15 protein-coding genes, 1 tRNA gene and 1 other annotated feature (1 of these 17 cut by a window edge) are annotated in these 17,214 nt (G+C 45.4%); of the genes, 14 read left to right on the plus strand and 2 right to left on the minus strand.

The window, feature by feature from the left end; all coding sequences use genetic code 11:
- Positions 1-43, plus strand: a binding site (T-box leader); it begins 171 nt to the left of the window's first position.
- A 76-nt stretch (positions 44-119) separates the two neighbouring features.
- The 7 genes from thrS to AABI20_RS02805 all read left to right on the plus strand — a co-directional run bounded on the left by thrS (position 120) and on the right by AABI20_RS02805 (position 8,223).
- Positions 120-2,078 (plus strand): threonine--tRNA ligase, encoded by a 1,959-nt coding sequence (thrS, locus tag AABI20_RS02775; RefSeq protein WP_047974378.1) that lies wholly within the window; start codon positions 120-122, stop codon positions 2,076-2,078.
- A gap of 97 nt (positions 2,079-2,175) precedes the next feature.
- A complete protein-coding gene (locus AABI20_RS02780; RefSeq protein WP_288846377.1) occupies positions 2,176-3,534 on the plus strand; it encodes an amino acid permease in 1,359 nt (452 codons plus the stop codon).
- A 212-nt stretch (positions 3,535-3,746) separates the two neighbouring features.
- Positions 3,747-4,412 carry a VTT domain-containing protein gene (locus tag AABI20_RS02785; RefSeq protein WP_288846376.1) on the plus strand — a complete coding sequence of 222 codons (666 nt, stop codon included), beginning with the start codon at positions 3,747-3,749 and terminating at the stop codon, positions 4,410-4,412.
- Between the two features lie 75 nt (positions 4,413-4,487).
- The gene (locus tag AABI20_RS02790) at positions 4,488-5,048 is read left to right on the plus strand and encodes an XRE family transcriptional regulator (protein WP_338346715.1); all 561 of its coding nucleotides are present in this window, start codon (positions 4,488-4,490) and stop codon (positions 5,046-5,048) included.
- The gene (locus AABI20_RS02795; RefSeq protein WP_047974382.1) at positions 5,045-6,436 is read left to right on the plus strand and encodes a nicotinate phosphoribosyltransferase; all 1,392 of its coding nucleotides are present in this window, start codon (positions 5,045-5,047) and stop codon (positions 6,434-6,436) included. Before AABI20_RS02790 ends, AABI20_RS02795 begins: the two co-directional genes overlap by 4 nt.
- A gap of 233 nt (positions 6,437-6,669) precedes the next feature.
- The gene (locus AABI20_RS02800) at positions 6,670-7,527 is read left to right on the plus strand and encodes a fructosamine kinase family protein (protein ID WP_338346716.1); all 858 of its coding nucleotides are present in this window, start codon (positions 6,670-6,672) and stop codon (positions 7,525-7,527) included.
- A 90-nt stretch (positions 7,528-7,617) separates the two neighbouring features.
- Positions 7,618-8,223: an ECF transporter S component gene (locus AABI20_RS02805; RefSeq protein ID WP_047974383.1), complete on the plus strand. Its 606-nt coding sequence runs from the start codon at positions 7,618-7,620 to the stop codon at positions 8,221-8,223.
- Positions 8,224-8,343: 120 nt separating this feature from the next.
- Here the strand turns inward: AABI20_RS02805 and AABI20_RS02810 are convergent.
- A tRNA-Arg gene (locus AABI20_RS02810) sits at positions 8,344-8,416 on the minus strand.
- Positions 8,417-8,576: 160 nt separating this feature from the next.
- Here AABI20_RS02810 and upp point away from each other — a divergent pair.
- Both upp and AABI20_RS02820 read left to right on the plus strand, forming a co-directional pair.
- On the plus strand, positions 8,577-9,206 hold the full coding sequence (upp, locus tag AABI20_RS02815) for a uracil phosphoribosyltransferase (protein WP_047974384.1): 630 nt from the start codon (positions 8,577-8,579) through the stop codon (positions 9,204-9,206).
- 12 nt (positions 9,207-9,218) lie between these two features.
- Positions 9,219-10,631 carry a D-alanyl-D-alanine carboxypeptidase family protein gene (locus tag AABI20_RS02820; protein WP_338346717.1) on the plus strand — a complete coding sequence of 471 codons (1,413 nt, stop codon included), beginning with the start codon at positions 9,219-9,221 and terminating at the stop codon, positions 10,629-10,631.
- Between the two features lie 41 nt (positions 10,632-10,672).
- Here the strand turns inward: AABI20_RS02820 and AABI20_RS02825 are convergent, their stop codons facing one another.
- Positions 10,673-10,993 carry a hypothetical protein gene (locus AABI20_RS02825; RefSeq protein WP_338346718.1) on the minus strand — a complete coding sequence of 107 codons (321 nt, stop codon included), beginning with the start codon at positions 10,991-10,993 and terminating at the stop codon, positions 10,673-10,675.
- Between the two features lie 160 nt (positions 10,994-11,153).
- Here AABI20_RS02825 and map point away from each other — a divergent pair, with 160 nt between their 5' ends.
- The 5 genes from map (at position 11,154) to recD2 (ending at position 17,204) form a co-directional block, all read left to right on the plus strand.
- Positions 11,154-11,942 (plus strand): type I methionyl aminopeptidase, encoded by a 789-nt coding sequence (map, locus tag AABI20_RS02830; protein ID WP_047974386.1) that lies wholly within the window; start codon positions 11,154-11,156, stop codon positions 11,940-11,942.
- Positions 11,943-11,991: 49 nt separating this feature from the next.
- Positions 11,992-13,365: an RsmF rRNA methyltransferase first C-terminal domain-containing protein gene (locus tag AABI20_RS02835; RefSeq protein WP_047974387.1), complete on the plus strand. Its 1,374-nt coding sequence runs from the start codon at positions 11,992-11,994 to the stop codon at positions 13,363-13,365.
- Positions 13,366-13,490: 125 nt separating this feature from the next.
- On the plus strand, positions 13,491-13,832 hold the full coding sequence (locus tag AABI20_RS02840; protein WP_047974388.1) for a cysteine desulfurase: 342 nt from the start codon (positions 13,491-13,493) through the stop codon (positions 13,830-13,832).
- Entirely contained in the window at positions 13,829-14,482 is a 654-nt protein-coding gene (locus AABI20_RS02845) for a histidine phosphatase family protein (RefSeq protein ID WP_047974389.1), read from the plus strand. Before AABI20_RS02840 ends, AABI20_RS02845 begins: the two co-directional genes overlap by 4 nt.
- Before the next feature lie 82 nt (positions 14,483-14,564).
- The gene (gene recD2 / locus AABI20_RS02850; protein WP_338346719.1) at positions 14,565-17,204 is read left to right on the plus strand and encodes an SF1B family DNA helicase RecD2; all 2,640 of its coding nucleotides are present in this window, start codon (positions 14,565-14,567) and stop codon (positions 17,202-17,204) included.
- The last annotated feature ends 10 nt before the right edge of the window (positions 17,205-17,214 follow it).

Genomic DNA, 17,214 nt, shown 5'->3' on the forward strand with positions numbered 1-17,214 from the left:
TTTATCTGGAAATTGGGTGGTACCACGGTGACACGTCCCTTTGTGCAAACGCACAAAGGGACTTTTTTTGTCCCTAATTTTCCAAATCAGCAATTGAAAAAAGAAAGAAGGCAATCATAATGGCAGAAATTACATTAAATTTCCCTGATGGCGCTCAGAAGTCTTACGAGGCTGGCATCAAGCCCATTGAAGTTGCAAGTTCAATTGCAAAGTCATTGGCAAAAAAGTCTGTTTCAGCAAAGCTGAATGGACACTATGTTGGGATGAATGATCCATTGACCGAGGGTGGCGATTTTCAATTAATCACCACTGCGGACGAGGAATCATTGGATATCCTGCGTCACTCGACCTCGCACTTGCTTGCCCAAGCAATGCGTCGCTTGCCAAAGTTTGCTCATGCACACTTCGGAGTTGGTCCATTTATTGAAAACGGCTTCTATTATGACACTGATAACGGTGCCGGGAACCAAGTTTCTGTGGAAGATTTCCCAGAAATCGAAGCGATGATGAAGAAGATTGTTAAGGAAGACTTGCCAATCTTGTCACACGAAATCAGTCGTGCCGAAGCCTTGGAAACTTTCAAGGACGACCCATACAAGGTGGAATTGATTAATGATTTGCCTGAAGACGAGCCAATTTCAGTGGCCGTTCAAGGTGAACACATTGAATTAGACCGTGGTGGTTTGGTACCATCAACTGGTTGGATTAAGCACTTTAAGTTGGTTTCTGTTGCCGGTTCATACTGGCGTGGTCAATCAGACAACGCCGTTTTGCAACGTGTTTATGGAACGGCCTTCTGGAATGCCGAAGACTTGGAAGCTGATTTGCAACGTCGGGCCGAAGCCAAGGAACGTGACCACCGTAACATCGGTCGTGACTTAGACTTGTTCTTCACGAGCCAAAAGGTTGGTTCAGGCTTGCCAGTTTGGTTGCCAAATGGGGCAACGATCCGTCGCCAGGTAGAACGTTACATCGTTGATAAGGAATTGGCCAACGATTACTTGCATGTTTACACACCAGTTTTGTCAAACTTGAACTTGTATAAGACTTCAGGTCATTGGGATCACTACCGTGAAGACATGTTCCCACCAATGGACATGGGGGATGGCGAATTCTTGGAATTGCGTCCAATGAACTGTCCTTCACACATTTCAGTTTACCAACACAAGCCACGCTCATACCGTGACTTGCCATTGCGGATTGCAGAATTGGGCATGATGCACCGTTATGAAAAGTCAGGGGCCTTGACTGGTTTGTCACGCGTCCGTGAAATGACTTTGAACGATGGGCACACTTTCGTAGCACCAGACCAGTTGGAAGAAGAATTCAAGTCAATCTTGAAGATGACGATGGCTGTCTACGAAGACTTTAACATCACGGATTACCGTTTCCGTTTGTCATACCGTGACCCTGAAAACACTGCTAAGTACTTTGACGACGATGAAATGTGGGAAAAGTCACAGGCACAGTTGAAGCGGGCTATGGACGACATGGGCTTGGATTACTTCGAAGCACCTGGTGAAGCGGCCTTCTACGGTCCTAAGTTGGACATTCAAACAAAGACGGCCTTGGGTGGTGAAGAAACATTGTCGACCATCCAATTGGACTTCTTGTTGCCAGAACGCTTTGATTTGACTTATGTTGGTGAAGATGGTCAAGATAATCACCGCCCAGTGATGCTTCACCGTGGTATTGTTGGGACGATGGAACGTTTTACGGCCTACTTGATCGAAATGTATAAGGGCGCTTTCCCAACATGGTTGGCACCTTTGCAAGTTCAAATTATTCCTGTTAACAACGGTGCTCACGGTGCCTATGCTAACAAGATTAAGCAAAAATTGCAGGAAGCCGGCTTGCGTGCTAACGTCGAAACCAAGGAAGCCAAGATGGGCTACTTGATTCGTGAAGCACAAACCAAGAAGGTACCATATACGTTGGTCTTGGGTGATGATGAGCAGGATAACCAAACGGTTACGGTTCGCCGCTATGGCCAACAAGAAACCGAGAAGATGTCGGCTGATGCCTTTAAAGACTTAGTCTTAAAAGATGTTGCCAATTACTCTCGAGTAGCAGAATAATGTAGTAACCAACAATCGGTCCACTTCTTGGTGAATCGATTTGTTGTTTGTAAGAACGTTTTTGAACGCGAAATTAAAGGATTAAAAGAGATAAATCATGTCTTCAAAAAATAACGGAGCTCTTGAGGGAGATAAGGGGCTCAGTAACCGTCACGTTCAGCTGATTGCTATTGGTGGAACGATTGGAACCGGACTTTTCATGGGTGCCGGGGATTCAATTCACTTTGCTGGACCAGCAATTTTGCTGACGTATGCCGTTATTGGCTTATTAATGTTTGTTGTGATGCGTGCGATTGGCGAAATGCTTTATGCTGACCCAACGCAGCACACGTTTATTGCCTTCATGTCAAAGTACTTGGGCAAGAAAACCGGAACTTTTGCTTCCTGGTCTTATTGGTTGACTGTTGCCTTCATGGGAATGGCCGAATTAACAGCGATCGGAAAGTACGTTCAGTTCTGGTTTCCATCATGGCCAGCCTGGCTAATTCAAATTGTGATCCTCGTGATTTTAACTTCAGTTAATTTGATTGCGGTAGCATTGTATGGTGAAGCTGAATTCTGGTTTGCGATGATTAAAATTGTGGCGATTTTGTCACTGATTGCTACCGGAATTATCATGCTGTTAACCGGCTTTAAGACAAGCCAAGGAACGGTTTCGGTTAACAACTTGGTTAGTCACTTCTCACTGATGCCAAATGGTGTCGGTAACTTTATTAACAGTTTCCAGATGGTCATGTTTGCCTTCGTTGGAATGGAATTTATCGGAATGACAGCAGCCGAAACAAAGGATGCTCGCAAGGTTTTGCCGAAGGCAATTAACCAAATTCCTTTCCGAATTTTGTTCTTCTACTTGGGTGCCCTGGCAACCATCATGGTCATCTACCCATGGCAACAGATTCCTGCTAACCAAAGTCCCTTTGTGGCAGTCTTTAAGTTAGCTGGTGTTAACTGGGCCGCAGCCCTGGTTAACTTCGTTGTTTTGACCTCTGCTGCTTCTGCTTTGAACTCTGTCATTTTCTCAGCCTCACGAAACTTCTATTCATTGGCTGTGGAATCAAAGAGCAATGTCTTGAAGCCCTTTACCAAGATGTCAAAGCACAAGTTGCCTGCTAACGCTGTTTTGATTACCGCAGCTTTGGTGGCTTGTTCAGCCATCATTGCCGTTTTGCCACAAATTTCGGATGCCTTTACTTTCGTTACTTCCGCCTCAACCGATTTGTTTATCATGATTTATGTGTTGACGCTGGTAACATACTGGCAGTATCGTAAGTCAAACGACTACTTGAAGGACGGTTTTTTGATGATTGCGCCAAAGTTCTTTGTGCCAATCGCCATTATCGGCTTTGTCTTGATTTACCTGACGTTGTTCTTTAATCAAAGCGCAATGGTACCCGCTATCGGTGCTACCATTTGGTTAATTGTCTTTACGACTGTCCAGGCCTTTAAAAAGGCCTAACGCTTTTTGATTCGAAACGAGACTAATTTTACCTTTGAATTCTGAAAATAAATCAGAAGCAACTTAGATTTGATTGGTATCGTGATTAGATTAAAAGCGTATCCTAGTAAGAAAGTAGAACCTGTCAACAACCACCACCCAACAGGCTTATGCTTGTTGAATGTCACTGGCTAGTACAGCGTGATGCTGGGCCTTACAAAACGGAGAAAAGAATGAGTAGCATAATTGATTTTACCTTGCACATTGATGCCCATTTGGCAAACTTGGTTTCCCATTTTGGTATCTGGACCTATTTGATTTTATTTGTGATTGTTTTGATTGAAACTGGGGCAGTGGTTTTGCCGTTTCTACCAGGTGATTCATTGCTATTTGCTGCTGGTGCCATTTCGATGACACCAGCCGGCCAAGAAGCCGGTTTGAATCATTGGGTCTTTATGGTTGTCTTCTTTATTGCCTCCGTTGTTGGGGATTCCATGAACTATTGGATTCTTCGGACTGGCGGGCGCGAGTTGTTAAATCATCGGCCGTTTTCAATTATGATTAAGCCCAAGTACATTGAAGAGGCAGAACAGTTCTTTGCCAAGCGTGGCGCAATGGCCATTATCTTAGGCCGCTATATTCCAATTGTGCGAACGTTCGTTCCTTCTGTGGCCGGTTTATCAAAGTACGGTTTCCGTAAGTTCCTTGAATATACCATGATTGCTGCACTTTCATGGACCTTCATTGCCACCGGTGCCGGCGCTTTGTTTGGAAATATTCCATTTGTGCGCGAACACTTCTCATTGATTATTATGGGGATTGTTTTGGTTACGTTGTTACCTTCAGTTATCGGCGTAGCTCGGTCATTAATGAAAAAGAAAAAGCAACAGCAACAGTAAAAAAATTAGTTCTCAAGCAGGTGCGACACTCGTCGGCCTGCTTTTTCTTTGGTCAAAACTTGCTATAATAAGAACATGAATAATTTTCGAATTTTACAACAACTAAGTCAACAAAGCATCGAGCAAGTTGGAGCAGCGACTGGGCTGCAAATCAGTGATTTACAGGCCTTTGCTGATGGGCAAAAGGAGTTAGCGATAGCTGATTTGGAACGGCTCTGCCTTTACTTTTCACATTGCTTGGATCAATTGGGTAGATCCAATCAGGCCAATCTGTCAAAACATCCGATTCATATTCGGCTGACAACGGATTACCTGTTAAATCTGGGCATTAGCCTTTCAGACTGGATTTCACTGCAATGGGCCTTGGAGGGCAATTGGGCTGGTGAAAAGCTAGCTGTGGGCTTCTTCACGGCAGACCAGACCCTGGTTAAAGTCGTTGAAAATTCAGCTGATTTTACCAAGGCCTTTGCCGGTTACCTCATTTTGGCCCTTGAGGGTGAATTTACCCCCTATATTGATGAAATCCATGACAATGTTCATTATGATTGGCGGATTTTACGATATCGGTCGCAGGCTAATTTTCAAGATATTACGAATGAACTCGCCAACACGCCATTAAAGGAGATTGAAGCATGACCACTAATTTGATTTTAGCAACTGACGCCTACAAGCTGACTCACCATTTGCAGTATCCACAAAACATCGATAAGTTGTATTCCTATGGGGAAGCTCGGATTGGTGGCAAGTACCCAACTGTATCCTGGTTTGGGCTCTCGATGATTCTTCATGACTATTTTCAAACGCCAGTGACAGATGAAATGATTGACGAAGCGGAGCGGGTTTCAGAAGAAACTTTTGGGACTAAGGAATACTTTAACCGTGAAGTTTGGGAAAAGGTCCGCGATTTGGGCTATTTTCCGGTTAAAATTAAGGCCCTGCCAGAAGGAATGGAGGTTCCCGCGGGCAATGCCTTGTTCACATTGGAGTCAACTCGTGATTGGTTTGCCACTTCGCTAAATGCTTTGGAATCACTATTGATGCATGTTTGGTATCCAACGACGATTGCGACCAATTCGATGTATATCAAAAAGCGTTTGTTACCGCTGGTTGAAAAAACGGGAACAACGAGTTCATTGCCTTTGATGGTCAATGACTTTGGTTTCCGCGGTGCAACGGGCGTAGAGGCCGGTGCTCAAGGTGGTGCCGCTCATTTACTGCACTTCCGTGGTTCAGATAACCTCTTGGCTTCAAACTATTTTGAACACGTGTACGGTGTAACTGGTCGGGCTTTATCAATTTGGGCAACGGAGCACTCGGTGGCAACTGCGTACGGTCCTGGCGAAGGGGAGCTGAATTACGTCAATGCCCAATTGGATCGAACTCCGGATGACGCATTGGTTTCCATTGTGATTGATTCCTACGATACCTTTAATTTTGTTCGAAACGTCATTGGCTCTGAACAAATGGTGGAGCGGATTAAGAACCGAGCTGGTCGAGTGGTTCTGCGTCCCGATTCGGGTGACCCCGAAACAATCGACTTGGCCGTTTTGGACCTTTTGGCCGAAATCTTTGGCACAGAAGCCAACGATAAGGGTTATAAGGTCCTGAAGCACAATGTTGGTCTGATTCAGGGCGATGGCATGAAGGCCGAAACGATTATTGCACTATACGAGGCTTTGATTAAGCATGGTTGGTCAACCGACAACTTGGTAGTTGGTTCTGGTGGTGGCTTGCTCCAAGAAGGCTTTACTCGTGATACTGAACGCTTTGCTATCAAGGCGGCCTATGCTCATACCACCGATGGCCAGAATTTGGTTATTCAAAAGCAGCCAAAAACGGATCCATCAAAGGCCTCGAAGGCTGGTTTGCAAAAGGTGGTGGCTGATGAAAAAGGTCGAATTCACACGGTTAGTGTCGATGAACCAGGAGAGGATTTGTTGAAAACGGTTTATGAGGATGGCCAATTAACAATTGAGGATGGTCAAACGATTGTTGATCGTGCTGCTGGTGCCGATTTACTATAAATTTGGTTGATTTCCAACCAGACCATTGAGGCCAAATTTGTGAAATTAATTGTTGCTACTGTAATAAATGTGGTACAGTTAAGTCACGAACAACAAAGGAGGAACCTGATGGTCGAAGTTGTGTGGCAGACATTTTTACCAGTTACTTATCAGACTTTACAGGCCCCTTTTTTCTCAAAAAACAGTTTTCCTTTAATGGAAAACTGTTTTTTTATTTGATTTAGGAGGATACGATGGCAGCAGCAGTTAGTAAAATCAGCATGGATTTCATCACCCGATTAAATTTGCAAAATCCCCATGACGTGAAGCCCGTTAATGGTGGGGATATAAACGCAACCTACTCACTTTATTCGGGTGAAAAACGGTACTTTTTGAAGGTTCAACCTAATCAAGACCGTCATTATTTTGACCACGAAGTGGCTTCTTTGAAGGCTTTGAGTGAATGGGTTAAGGTCCCTAGGGTTGTCAAGCAAGGCGAAAATCAAGGAAGCGCTTATCTGTTAATGAATTGGATTGAAACCGGTTCGAACAATCAATCGGCTTTGGGAGAAGCGTTGGCTAAACTTCACCACGCGAAAGGAAAAGCCTTTGGTTTTGAGGTCAATGCGGATAATGATTATTTCCCAAAAAATAATACTTGGTCAAGCTCATGGGGAGAGTTCTTTGTCCATCAACGCTTAGAACCTTTGATGGCCTTAGCGAAGAAGAAAGCTTTATGGTTAAATCAGCGTGGTGATCACTTTGAAAATCTCAAGAAAACGATTTTGGCAGATGACCATGTGCGCCAGGTAGAACCATCGCTGTTACATGGTGACTTGTGGGCCGGGAACTTTATGTTTGATACTAATGACCAACCAGTATTCATCGATCCAAATTCTTTCTACGGTGACCGTGAATATGATTTAGCCGTGTCGAAAGTCTTTCCCGGTTTCAATGAGGACTTTTATAGCTCTTATGAAGCTGCTTATCCGCTAGAGGATGGCTATGAGGACCGGTTCAAGTGGTACGAGTTTTATTATGTTTTGCTTCACTTTGTTCGCTTTGGTGACATCTATGCACCACGATTAAATCGCTTATTGATCAGTTTCTAAGTTGCACATCATGACTAGACCAATTTGTTGACATCTTTTCAGGCAGTCTGTATAATTTCTTGGACGTCCAAAGCGAGGAGAAAATCAGCTATGTCAACAATGAAAACGAAGCGTTTTGTGGCGACAACAGTCTTTGTTGCCATCGTACTATTACAAAGTTTCGTGCCATTCTTAGGATCCTTACCACTAGGAGCATTCATTATTGGTGCCTCAGTAACGATTGTACCGATGACCGCCGTTTTGGCGGGAATTTTACTTGGCCCGCGCTCAGGGTTAGTGGTCGGCCTCTTTTGGGGGCTGACTTCTTGGGTTCGAAATTTGATGCACCCTGGAACCATTGGTTCACTGATTTTTTCGAACCCAGTGACGGCTTTGGTGCCACGACTAATGGTTGGGCTTTTGGCCGGATACTTAGCTGGCCTAGTGCTGAAAAAGACGCGGTTGCCTTGGTGGGGATTCTTCCTCCTTGGCGCTTTCGGTGCTTTATTGAATACCGCTTTAGTCATTTTGAGTACAACAGCGGCCTTTAAACTCTTCCCGGTTAGTGGAATGGGGATTCCACATGCCCATCTGTTTACCTGGTTAGTGGGTATTCTTGGTTTTAATGCCGGTTTTGAAATGATTGCAAACGGCCTGTTAGTACTCTTGATTGGTCGAGTTCTTTTGGCTAAGTTGCCAAACTTGCGCCCCGAATAATTCTGATTTTTGTGCAGCCATTTATATGGCTGCTTTTTTAATGCACCAATGACTGTTACTAAGCAAAAAAGAACTTAATCCAAAGGAGGGTTAAGTTCTTTTGTTTGGTTTTTGAATGAATGCGCCTACCCAGACTCGAACTGGGAGCAAAGACTTAGGAGGTCCCCGTTTTATCCCGTTAAACTATAAGCGCGAACTCTATTATTATACAAAAAAAGAGAGGGGCTTTCAATTTAAATCAGAACAGGACGTGGGTTAAGGACTTATTTTTAAAAAGATTTAAGTGAGCATCTGGTTTTTGCTATAATGGTTGTGAGTTAAATTCACAGTTATTTGGAAAGCGAGTTACAATCATGGGACAAGTCGTTGAAGTAAACCATCCATTGATCCAACATAAGTTGACAATCATTCGTGATGAGAAGGTGGGAACAAAAGACTTTCGAGCATTAGTCGATGAATTGGCAATGTTGTTGACCTATGAGGCCAGTCGCGATTTGCCACTGGAAGAAGTTCGGGTGAAAACGCCAATTCAAGAAACAACTAAGAAACAATTAGCTGGTAAAAAATTAGCTGTTGTGCCAATTTTGCGTGCTGGTTTGGGAATGGTTGATGGTATCTTGCAATTGATTCCAGCTGCTAAGGTTGGTCATATTGGGATGTACCGCGATGAAAAAACACTGGAACCAGTGGAGTACTTCATTAAATTGCCTGAAGATATTGACCAACGAGAAGTGCTTTTGGTTGATCCGATGTTAGCAACTGGTGGATCAGCTAAGGATGCGATTTCTGCTTTGAAGAAACGAGGCGCTGAACAGATTAAGTTGATTACCCTTGTTTCATCACCAGAAGGCATTCAAGCGGTTACTTCTGCTCACCCTGATGTCGATATCTACACGGCTTCGATTGATGAAGGCCTGAATGATGATGGCTATATTGTTCCCGGTCTTGGGGACGCAGGGGACCGTCTCTTTGGTACGCACTAAAAAGTTAATTAAATGATGTGGAAACGAAAGCAAAAACATGATGAAGACGATGCCTTTGTCCGACCGTCTTCCCGATTAGCTCTTTTTCAAAGGAAAGCTAGAGTTGATTTTACAACGCAAAAAAAGATGGCGATAATGGGTGCCATGTTGGTACTAATACTATCGCTTTTTCTGACGGTTGCTGCGCTCAAAAATAATGTGCAAACACAACCCGTTGGCCAAGCACAGACAGCCTTACCGATGACGCTGCAGGTTGCTGCCAGAAATGCGATTGTGATTGATGCAAAAACGGGACAAGTTCTTGGTGAAAAGGGAGCTGACAAGCAAATTGGCATTGCCTCCCAAAGCAAGATGTTAACCGCTTATGGGATTTTGCAAGGAATAAAAAAGAAGCGTTTTACCTGGGACAGTCTGGTGACGATTACTCAGCAGTCTGACTGGTCTCAAAAGGACACCGCAACTTTCTCTCACCTAGAAATTTCTGCAGGCCAGAAGATAGCCGTAAAGGAACTTTTTGCGGCGATGTTTACCTCAAGTGCTAATGATGCGGCTCTGGCGTTGGCTGATTTTGCCAAAGAACAAAATCAGACGCAACAACAGGCTCTTGAAGGCTGGGCGAAGGATTTGAAGTTAACTGGATCAAAGTGGTATAACGCTGCGGGTCAGGTTAACAAGGATGCCTTTGACTATCAGGTTAAAAATACTGATCCAGATGCAGAAAACATTGCTTCTGTGAAACAGCTGGCCATTTTAGCCTATCAAATAATTCGAGAAGATCCGAATATCCGCTCTTACTATGAAAAGCGGGGCTTGGTTTACCATCCGTCGGCAAACGAAACCAAGATTAAGCTAACGGAAGGGGCCAAGTTTGACCAGGAAATCAAGGCAAAGCTTTCGAATTCCAAAAACTTGATCTTTGAAGGGTTGAAGACTGGATCAACGCCGGCATCAGGTGGTGCCCTAACTGGCTTAATTAAAGATCAAAGCGGTCATGAATTTATTACGGTGGTTTCTGGCGCTGGTCGTTACACAGACCAGGTGCAACGCTACCAAAATACGATTGATGTGGTCAACCAAGTGCTTGACCACTACACACCTGTTACCTATCAAAAGGGGCAGGCGGTGACAAAAAATCAGTTCAAGAATAAAAATTTGGCTGGTGGTCACCAGAACCTAGTCATTGGGCAAAGCAGGACTTTTTGGTTAACGAAGGGGCAAACTGCAGTTGGCTACCAAAGGCCAAGTCGTCTGCAATCGACTGTTACCAAAAAGGGAGCGACAGTCCTGACGGCTCAGCCAACCTTGAAGGCCAAATTCTTGCCGGAGGTGAGTGCAAAGGAACAAACGCTTCAGCTAGTTAATCAACAAACTTATCATCTTGGGCACTGGTGGCAAAAGATTTATCACTGGTTGAAGTTCTGGTAAGCATAAAAAAAGGGAGCCGTTTCGGGCTCCTTTTTTACTGCTTAATTTGCTTGGTCGATACCGGCACGTTCCTTTAACTTGGTCAATTGTTCATCCAAAGAATTATCAGCAGCAGTCTTTGCTTGTTCTGATTTTTCTTTACCGGCTTCTGAAAGTTCGCTGGCTTTTTGCTTGCCAGCTTCCGAAAGTTCGTTGGCCTTTTGCTTGCCAAGGGAAACGAGTTCTTCACCCTTTTGTTTGCCGGCTTCGGTGAATTCGTTGGCCTTCTTTTTCAAATTAGCCATCCGATCGTCATCCTTCAACAAAAGATAAGCGAGGGCGGCATTACCAAAGAGGGAAGCGCCCAATAAAAAGTTCTTCATAACGGTATCTCCTTTATTTGTTATTCTTAGCTCCATTATCGACAAGTGACTAAGGAATGTCAACCAATATTACAAAAAAATGTCAAAAGCGACAAGGACTCAAAAGGCCTCGGAAAATGATATAATGATAATAGTTTGACATTGGAAAAAGGGGTAACTGATGATTAGTTTGAAGTCACCGCGAGAAATTGCGGCCATGAAAAAATCCGGTGCAATTATTGCCGGAATGCACTTGATGCTGCGCGACTTTATTAAGCCGGGTGTAGATACTTGGGATATTGAGTTAAAGTGTAAGGCTTACATTGAAGACCATGGTGGGGTGCCATTGCAAATTGGTTTTGAAGGCTTTAAGTATGCAACGACGATTTCGGTCAATAGCGAAGTCGCCCATGGTCTTCCTCGCAAGGGTTTGAAATTAAAAGACGGTGATTTGGTGAAGGTTGATACGGTTGTTGGCTTAGATGGGGCTGTTTCGGACTCAGCATGGACATACGCCGTTGGCAACGTTTCACCCGAAGTGAAAAAATTGATGGAAGTTGCAAAGAAGTCACTGTATTTGGGCATTGATCAGGCAGTGATTGGTAACCGGATTGGTGATATCGGTTGGGCAATTCAGGATTACACTGAAAATCAGAATGGCTATGGCGATGTTCGCCAATACATTGGCCACGGTGTTGGTCCAACGATGCATGAAGATCCACAGGTTCCTCATTATGGTAAGCCAGGCCATGGTCTGCGTCTCAAGGAAGGAATGGTTATTACCATTGAACCAATGATTAACTTGGGTGGCTGGGAAGTCGAAACCGATGATACGCCTGAAGATGGTTGGACGGTTCGCACTTTGGACGGTTCATGGTCAGCTCAATATGAGCATACTTTGGCAATTACCAAGGATGGTCCAAAGATTTTGACTAGCCAAGATGAAGTAGAGGATGCCAAGTATTTGTAATTACTTTGGTTAATCCGTGCACATCACATGTAAAAAGAAAGAGAGCCCAATGGACTTACCGCAAGCCTTTATTGATAAATACCAAGACCTGCTCGGGAGTGCCAGTGGGCCTTTTTTGCAGGCACTCCAAGAACCTGGACAAAAGGGTTTTCGGATTAACCCATTGAAGGCCCAGCAGGCACCAAGAGACTTATCGCTGAATAAAAAAGTCCCTTATGGTCAATGGGGGTACTTTGGCCAAGTGGCCGGCAAGGGGATTGATCATTTAACTGGTTTAGTTTATTCACAGGAGCCATCGGCTCAATTTGTTGGCGAGGTGGTAAACGCCAAACCAGGTGAAACAATTTTAGATTTGGCAGCTGCCCCAGGTGGTAAATCAACTCATATTGCTAGTCAGCTTAACGGTCAGGGATTGTTATGGACGAATGAAATTTTCTTTGCCCGCGCCAAAATTCTGTCCGAAAACATTGAACGTTTTGGCGTTAAAAATGCTATAGTTTCCTCGATGGATGCCAGCGACCTCGCTAAGATATTACCGGCATACTTCGATAAGGTGCTCCTTGATGCTCCTTGTTCGGGTGAGGGGATGTTTCGTAAGGATCACGATGCTATCCAGTACTGGTCAGCTTATTATCCGACGGAATGCGCCATTCGCTCCCATGAAATTTTGGAATCAGCGGTCAAGCTCGTTCGACCTGGCGGAGAGCTGATTTATTCAACTTGTACCTTTGCACCAGAGGAAGATGAGCAGACCATTGCTTGGTTGGTCAAACATTATCCGGAGTTTACCATCGAAGCCATTGACCGGCCAGCAGGGACTGGCATTCAGGCAGGACGACCCGAATGGGCTGACAACAACCCTGATTTAGCAAAGACTGCCCGTTTATGGCCGCAGGATTTACCTGGAGAGGGGCACTTTGTCGCTCGGTTGAAGAAGGCGGAGCTGGCGGAGGATGAAAGTCCTGTTAAGGTACCAAAGGCACAAAAGCCAAGCAAGATGTCTCAAGCCGATGTGACCTTGATGGAACATTTCTTTCAGGAATCATTGCCAGGCTTTGACCTTGATGAAAGTCGGTTAAGAACGTTCGGCGACCGAGTATTCTTGTTGCCGGTGGAGTGTCCTGATTTGGGCAAGACAAAGGTTTTGCGAGCAGGCTTGTGCCTCGGTACCCTCAAGAAAAATCGGTTTGAGCCAGACCATGCTCTGGCTTTGGCGGTTAATCCAAGTCAGGCAGGTAAGCAGGTGTATGACCTGGATGCCCATGAGGATTTGGCCACTTATATCCACGGTGATGTGATTAATACAAAAGTTGACCTGCAAAAGGGCTTTGTGTTGATGACCGCCAATGGGAATGGGCTTGGCTGGGCTAAGTTTGTGAATGGTCAGTTGAAGAACTTTTTCCCAAAGGGATTGCGCTACTGATTTTGAGGCGGCAGGGTGGAGGTTGCAAGAATGTCAATATTGGCTGCTAGTATGATGTGCCTACCCAGACTCGAACTCGTCTTAGAAATTAGCTAAACTAATAGAAGCTTGTAAAGGAGAAAATGATGGCTTTTGCAAAGTCTGTGACCATCCCAAACGATGGTACGTATGAAATTGATCCGCAAATTAAAAAATTTGCCTTATTGGACCTTGGTTTTTTGACGAACAATGCCGGTGCATTTGTTCTAAAACGACCATTGCAGCCAGACTTACCAGTCAATCAATCAATTAAGTTGAAGGTCACGGTCAGCAAGGATTTAACTGGCTTTAAGATGGTTGTGGTTTCAGCTGGAGATGTTGCCCCAGTTGACATCTTTGCTCGCGCTGATAAGGACGAATTGGTGAAGATTTATCGCTACTACTTACAAGAATTAGAAGACCGGCAGGTATTAAAAAAGCAATCATGACAACTTTTTATTTCGTCCGTCACGGACAAACTGAATGGAATTTGGAACGGCGCTTTCAGGGGGCACAGGGGGATTCTCCACTTTTGCCTGGTTCGTATGAGGATATGAAGAAGGTTGCTGGTTTCTTAAAAGATAAGCACATTGACCGAGTTTACGCCTCACCGCTACCAAGAGCCAAGGTGACTGCCGAACGTATCCAGGCTGATTTACCAAATGAGCCTCGGCTTTCTTTGCATTCGAACATCGTTGAGGTTGGCTTGGGTGAATGGGAAGGCCAGGCAATGGCTGACGTGCAAAAAAACTATCCGGAAGCTTATGATGTTTATAAGAATCACTTGGAGCGTTTTGAAGGCCAGGGCTTTAATGGTGAAGGCTACACGAAGGCGGTCGCTCGTTTTCAAAAGATGATTCAAGAAATTGTTGCTAATTATCCGGATGACGCCGTTTTGGTGGTTGCCCATGGGTTGATTTTAACCTTTGGGATGACGAGTCTACTGGGCATTCCTCGTGACCAAATCAGGTCATTGGGCGGCTTGTCGAATACATCAACGACAATTATTGAAACAAAGAATGGCCGAGATTTTGACTTGGTAAAATGGAATGAAACCAGTTATTTGAACAAAGATCAGGATGCCGGTACGACGATTTAAGTTGGTGAACCGCTTTGAATTTTGGCCAATTAAAACTGGCACCGCTCTGATAAGAGCGGATACATAAGATGGTGAAGGTACGATGGCAAGGACAGTTCGAGAGGATAATCAAATAACGGGCACGCTGCAAAACGTGATTTTTTCGGCAAATGATTCGTACTTTAAGATTCTTTCTGTCACAGTTAATAAAACGGATTTAGAGGACTGGGATGAAGAGGGAATCATTGTTACCGGGACCTTTGCCTCGGTTAAACCCGGTTCGACTTATGCCTTTTATGGGCAACTAGTGACGCATCCCAAATACGGCCAACAGTTCCAAGCTGCCCGCTATGAAAATCAGATGCCAGCGGATGAAAAGGGGCTTGTGGCCTTTTTTGCGTCTGGTGATTTCCCGGGCGTGGGGAAGAAGACGGCGGAAAAAATTGTTGACCACCTTGGCCAGGACGCGATTGATTTGATTTTGGCCGACCCAAGTGTTTTGACTGGGTTGGTCAAGCCAAAGGTTGCTGCTGATTTGGCCGAAAAACTCCAGGAAAATTTGGGTCTGGAAAAGCTTTTTTTGCTTGGCCACCAAATTGGCCTTTCCGCAGATGTTGCGGGACGACTCTTTGACCACTATGGGGAGGCGGCACAGGAAGTTCTGCAGAAGACTCCCTATCGCCTGGTATATGAATTTGATGGTTTGCCCTTTAAAAAGGTGGACGCCATCGCCAAGCAGGCCGGTTTCCCTGACGACCATCCTGACCGGATTCAAGCTGGCGTCTACGCTGGAATTTTAAATGCCTGTTATTCGGCCGGCCATACCTATCTCACGGTTGACCAGGCACTAGCAGCCGCTCAGTCGACCTTGCAGAGCAATAGTTCAAGCATGCAAATAGCCATTGACCAGGCCCTGGGTGCTTTGGTGAGCCAAGAACGGTTGGTCTATGAGGATGGCAACTATAGCCCAACTGATTTAAAAGGGGCGGAAGTCCTTGTCAGTTCAAAGGTCAAAAGCTTATTAACGGCCAAATCAGCCGTCCAAACGACTCCGGATTTGGTGGATACAACCTTTGTGGTCCCAGAAAATTTGGACTTAGATGAGGTTCAGCGGGCGGCAGTTGAATCAGCCTTGACGAACCAGGTCTTTGTTTTGACCGGTGGTCCGGGGACTGGTAAAACAACAGTCACGAAAACGCTGGTTGCAACCTGGGAAGCGCTGGTTCGTCACCAGGCCCAAAGTCAAGGACGCGACAAAGAGTGGGTCAAGCAAAATCGTGTTCGGCTGGCTTCACCGACTGGTCGGGCAGCCAAGCGGATGACTGAAATTACTGGTTACGAAGCGACTACCATTCACCGTTTGCTCGGTATTACGGATGGTGATGACGCCGAATTTGATGCCGATAACCCGATTTCCGGTGGCCTGTTAATTATTGATGAGGCCTCGATGCTCGATATTTCCTTGGCGGAAAGTCTTTTTGCTGCCTTGCCCAAGGGCATGCATATCGTCTTAGTCGGGGATGCCGATCAATTGCCATCTGTTGGTCCCGGCAACGTCTTGTATGATTTGATTCAAAGTCAGGTCGTGCCCCACGTCGCCTTGGAACGAATTTACCGCCAGGGGAAGGGTTCCAGTATTTCAGCTTTGGCGCAGTCGATTAACGCGGGAATCTTACCAAGGGACTTCCAGGAAAATCAGTCGGATCGCTCAACCTTCTTAAGCACAGCTGACCAAGTACCACGGGCCGTGAGCCAGGTTTTGCAGGCGGCGGTCAAGAAGGGCTTTACGGCCAATCAGGTTCAAGTTTTGGCACCGATGTATAAGACGCCAGCTGGTGTCTTGGCTTTGAATCAAATTGCTCAGGACCTCTTTAACCCGGTCAAATCTGGGCAAAAAACCTTGCAACAGGGGGAGACTATTTTCCGCTTGGGTGATAAGGTTCTTCAACTTGAGAATGATTCTGAACGAGATATTTACAATGGGGATATGGGTCAGGTCATTGCCATCCACTATAAGAAGGAACCCGGTGTGGCTGCGGATTCGTTGGTCGTTGACTTTGATGGCCAAGAGGTTTGGTATACAAGTAAGACTTTAAATCAGCTGACCCTCGCTTATGCCACAACGATTCATAAGGCCCAAGGAAATGAGTTCAAGTTGGTCATTTTGGTCCTAACAGGCCAATTTAAAATCATGCTCAATCAGAATTTGGTTTACACTGCCATTACCCGAGCCAAGGAATCCTTGGTCATGGTGGGTGACTACAGTGCGTATGAGTATGCAGCGACACATCCGGTCCCGGTTCGACAGACCTTTTTACAAGAGCTATTAGTCGACCAGCAGAATGGACGACGAGCTACTCGCGCTAAGCAAGCAGACAGCCGTGTCGGACAGTTAGCCGAGCATCAAGGACAGACGGTTGACTGTGATGGACAAACAACTAATCTTGATAGCCAATCGGCTAGCCGTGCTGACCGGCTGGGCACCCAGCAATCACAAACAACTGCAGTCAGGCAGGAAGCCACTCAGCAGCCTCAAACAGCTGATGCACTTTCTGCTGAATCCGACCAGCGGTCACTAATATCTTCGTCGCAGCAAAAACCAGCAGTGCAGACGCCACTGGCTGCCGACCAAGTGGCTGGTGAAAGTGGGCTGACAACGGTAACTTTGGCACAAGCCATGGCCGATCCAATGATTGGCATGGCTGATTTAAAGCCGGCTGATTTTATGCCCGAATCGCGGTAAATTTTTGTAT

This window comes from Fructobacillus cardui (genome assembly GCF_963580785.1).
Classification (GTDB): domain Bacteria; phylum Bacillota; class Bacilli; order Lactobacillales; family Lactobacillaceae; genus Fructobacillus; species Fructobacillus cardui.

What these genes read in the sequence shown, in the direction of transcription:
- AABI20_RS02845 (WP_047974389.1), top strand. Translation starts at nt 13,829, where the DNA reads ATGACAACTTTTTATTTCGTCCGTCACGGACAAACTGAATGGAATTTG.
- AABI20_RS02785 (WP_288846376.1), top strand. Translation starts at nt 3,747, where the DNA reads ATGAGTAGCATAATTGATTTTACCTTGCACATTGATGCCCATTTGGCA.
- AABI20_RS02835 (WP_047974387.1), top strand. Translation starts at nt 11,992, where the DNA reads ATGGACTTACCGCAAGCCTTTATTGATAAATACCAAGACCTGCTCGGG.
- AABI20_RS02790 (WP_338346715.1), top strand. Translation starts at nt 4,488, where the DNA reads ATGAATAATTTTCGAATTTTACAACAACTAAGTCAACAAAGCATCGAG.
- AABI20_RS02820 (WP_338346717.1), top strand. Translation starts at nt 9,219, where the DNA reads ATGATGTGGAAACGAAAGCAAAAACATGATGAAGACGATGCCTTTGTC.
- recD2 (WP_338346719.1), top strand. Translation starts at nt 14,565, where the DNA reads ATGGCAAGGACAGTTCGAGAGGATAATCAAATAACGGGCACGCTGCAA.
- AABI20_RS02840 (WP_047974388.1), top strand. Translation starts at nt 13,491, where the DNA reads ATGGCTTTTGCAAAGTCTGTGACCATCCCAAACGATGGTACGTATGAA.
- thrS (WP_047974378.1), top strand. Translation starts at nt 120, where the DNA reads ATGGCAGAAATTACATTAAATTTCCCTGATGGCGCTCAGAAGTCTTAC.
- map (WP_047974386.1), top strand. Translation starts at nt 11,154, where the DNA reads ATGATTAGTTTGAAGTCACCGCGAGAAATTGCGGCCATGAAAAAATCC.
- AABI20_RS02825 (WP_338346718.1), bottom strand. Translation starts at nt 10,993, where the DNA reads ATGAAGAACTTTTTATTGGGCGCTTCCCTCTTTGGTAATGCCGCCCTC.
- AABI20_RS02780 (WP_288846377.1), top strand. Translation starts at nt 2,176, where the DNA reads ATGTCTTCAAAAAATAACGGAGCTCTTGAGGGAGATAAGGGGCTCAGT.
- AABI20_RS02805 (WP_047974383.1), top strand. Translation starts at nt 7,618, where the DNA reads ATGTCAACAATGAAAACGAAGCGTTTTGTGGCGACAACAGTCTTTGTT.
- AABI20_RS02795 (WP_047974382.1), top strand. Translation starts at nt 5,045, where the DNA reads ATGACCACTAATTTGATTTTAGCAACTGACGCCTACAAGCTGACTCAC.
- AABI20_RS02800 (WP_338346716.1), top strand. Translation starts at nt 6,670, where the DNA reads ATGGCAGCAGCAGTTAGTAAAATCAGCATGGATTTCATCACCCGATTA.
- upp (WP_047974384.1), top strand. Translation starts at nt 8,577, where the DNA reads ATGGGACAAGTCGTTGAAGTAAACCATCCATTGATCCAACATAAGTTG.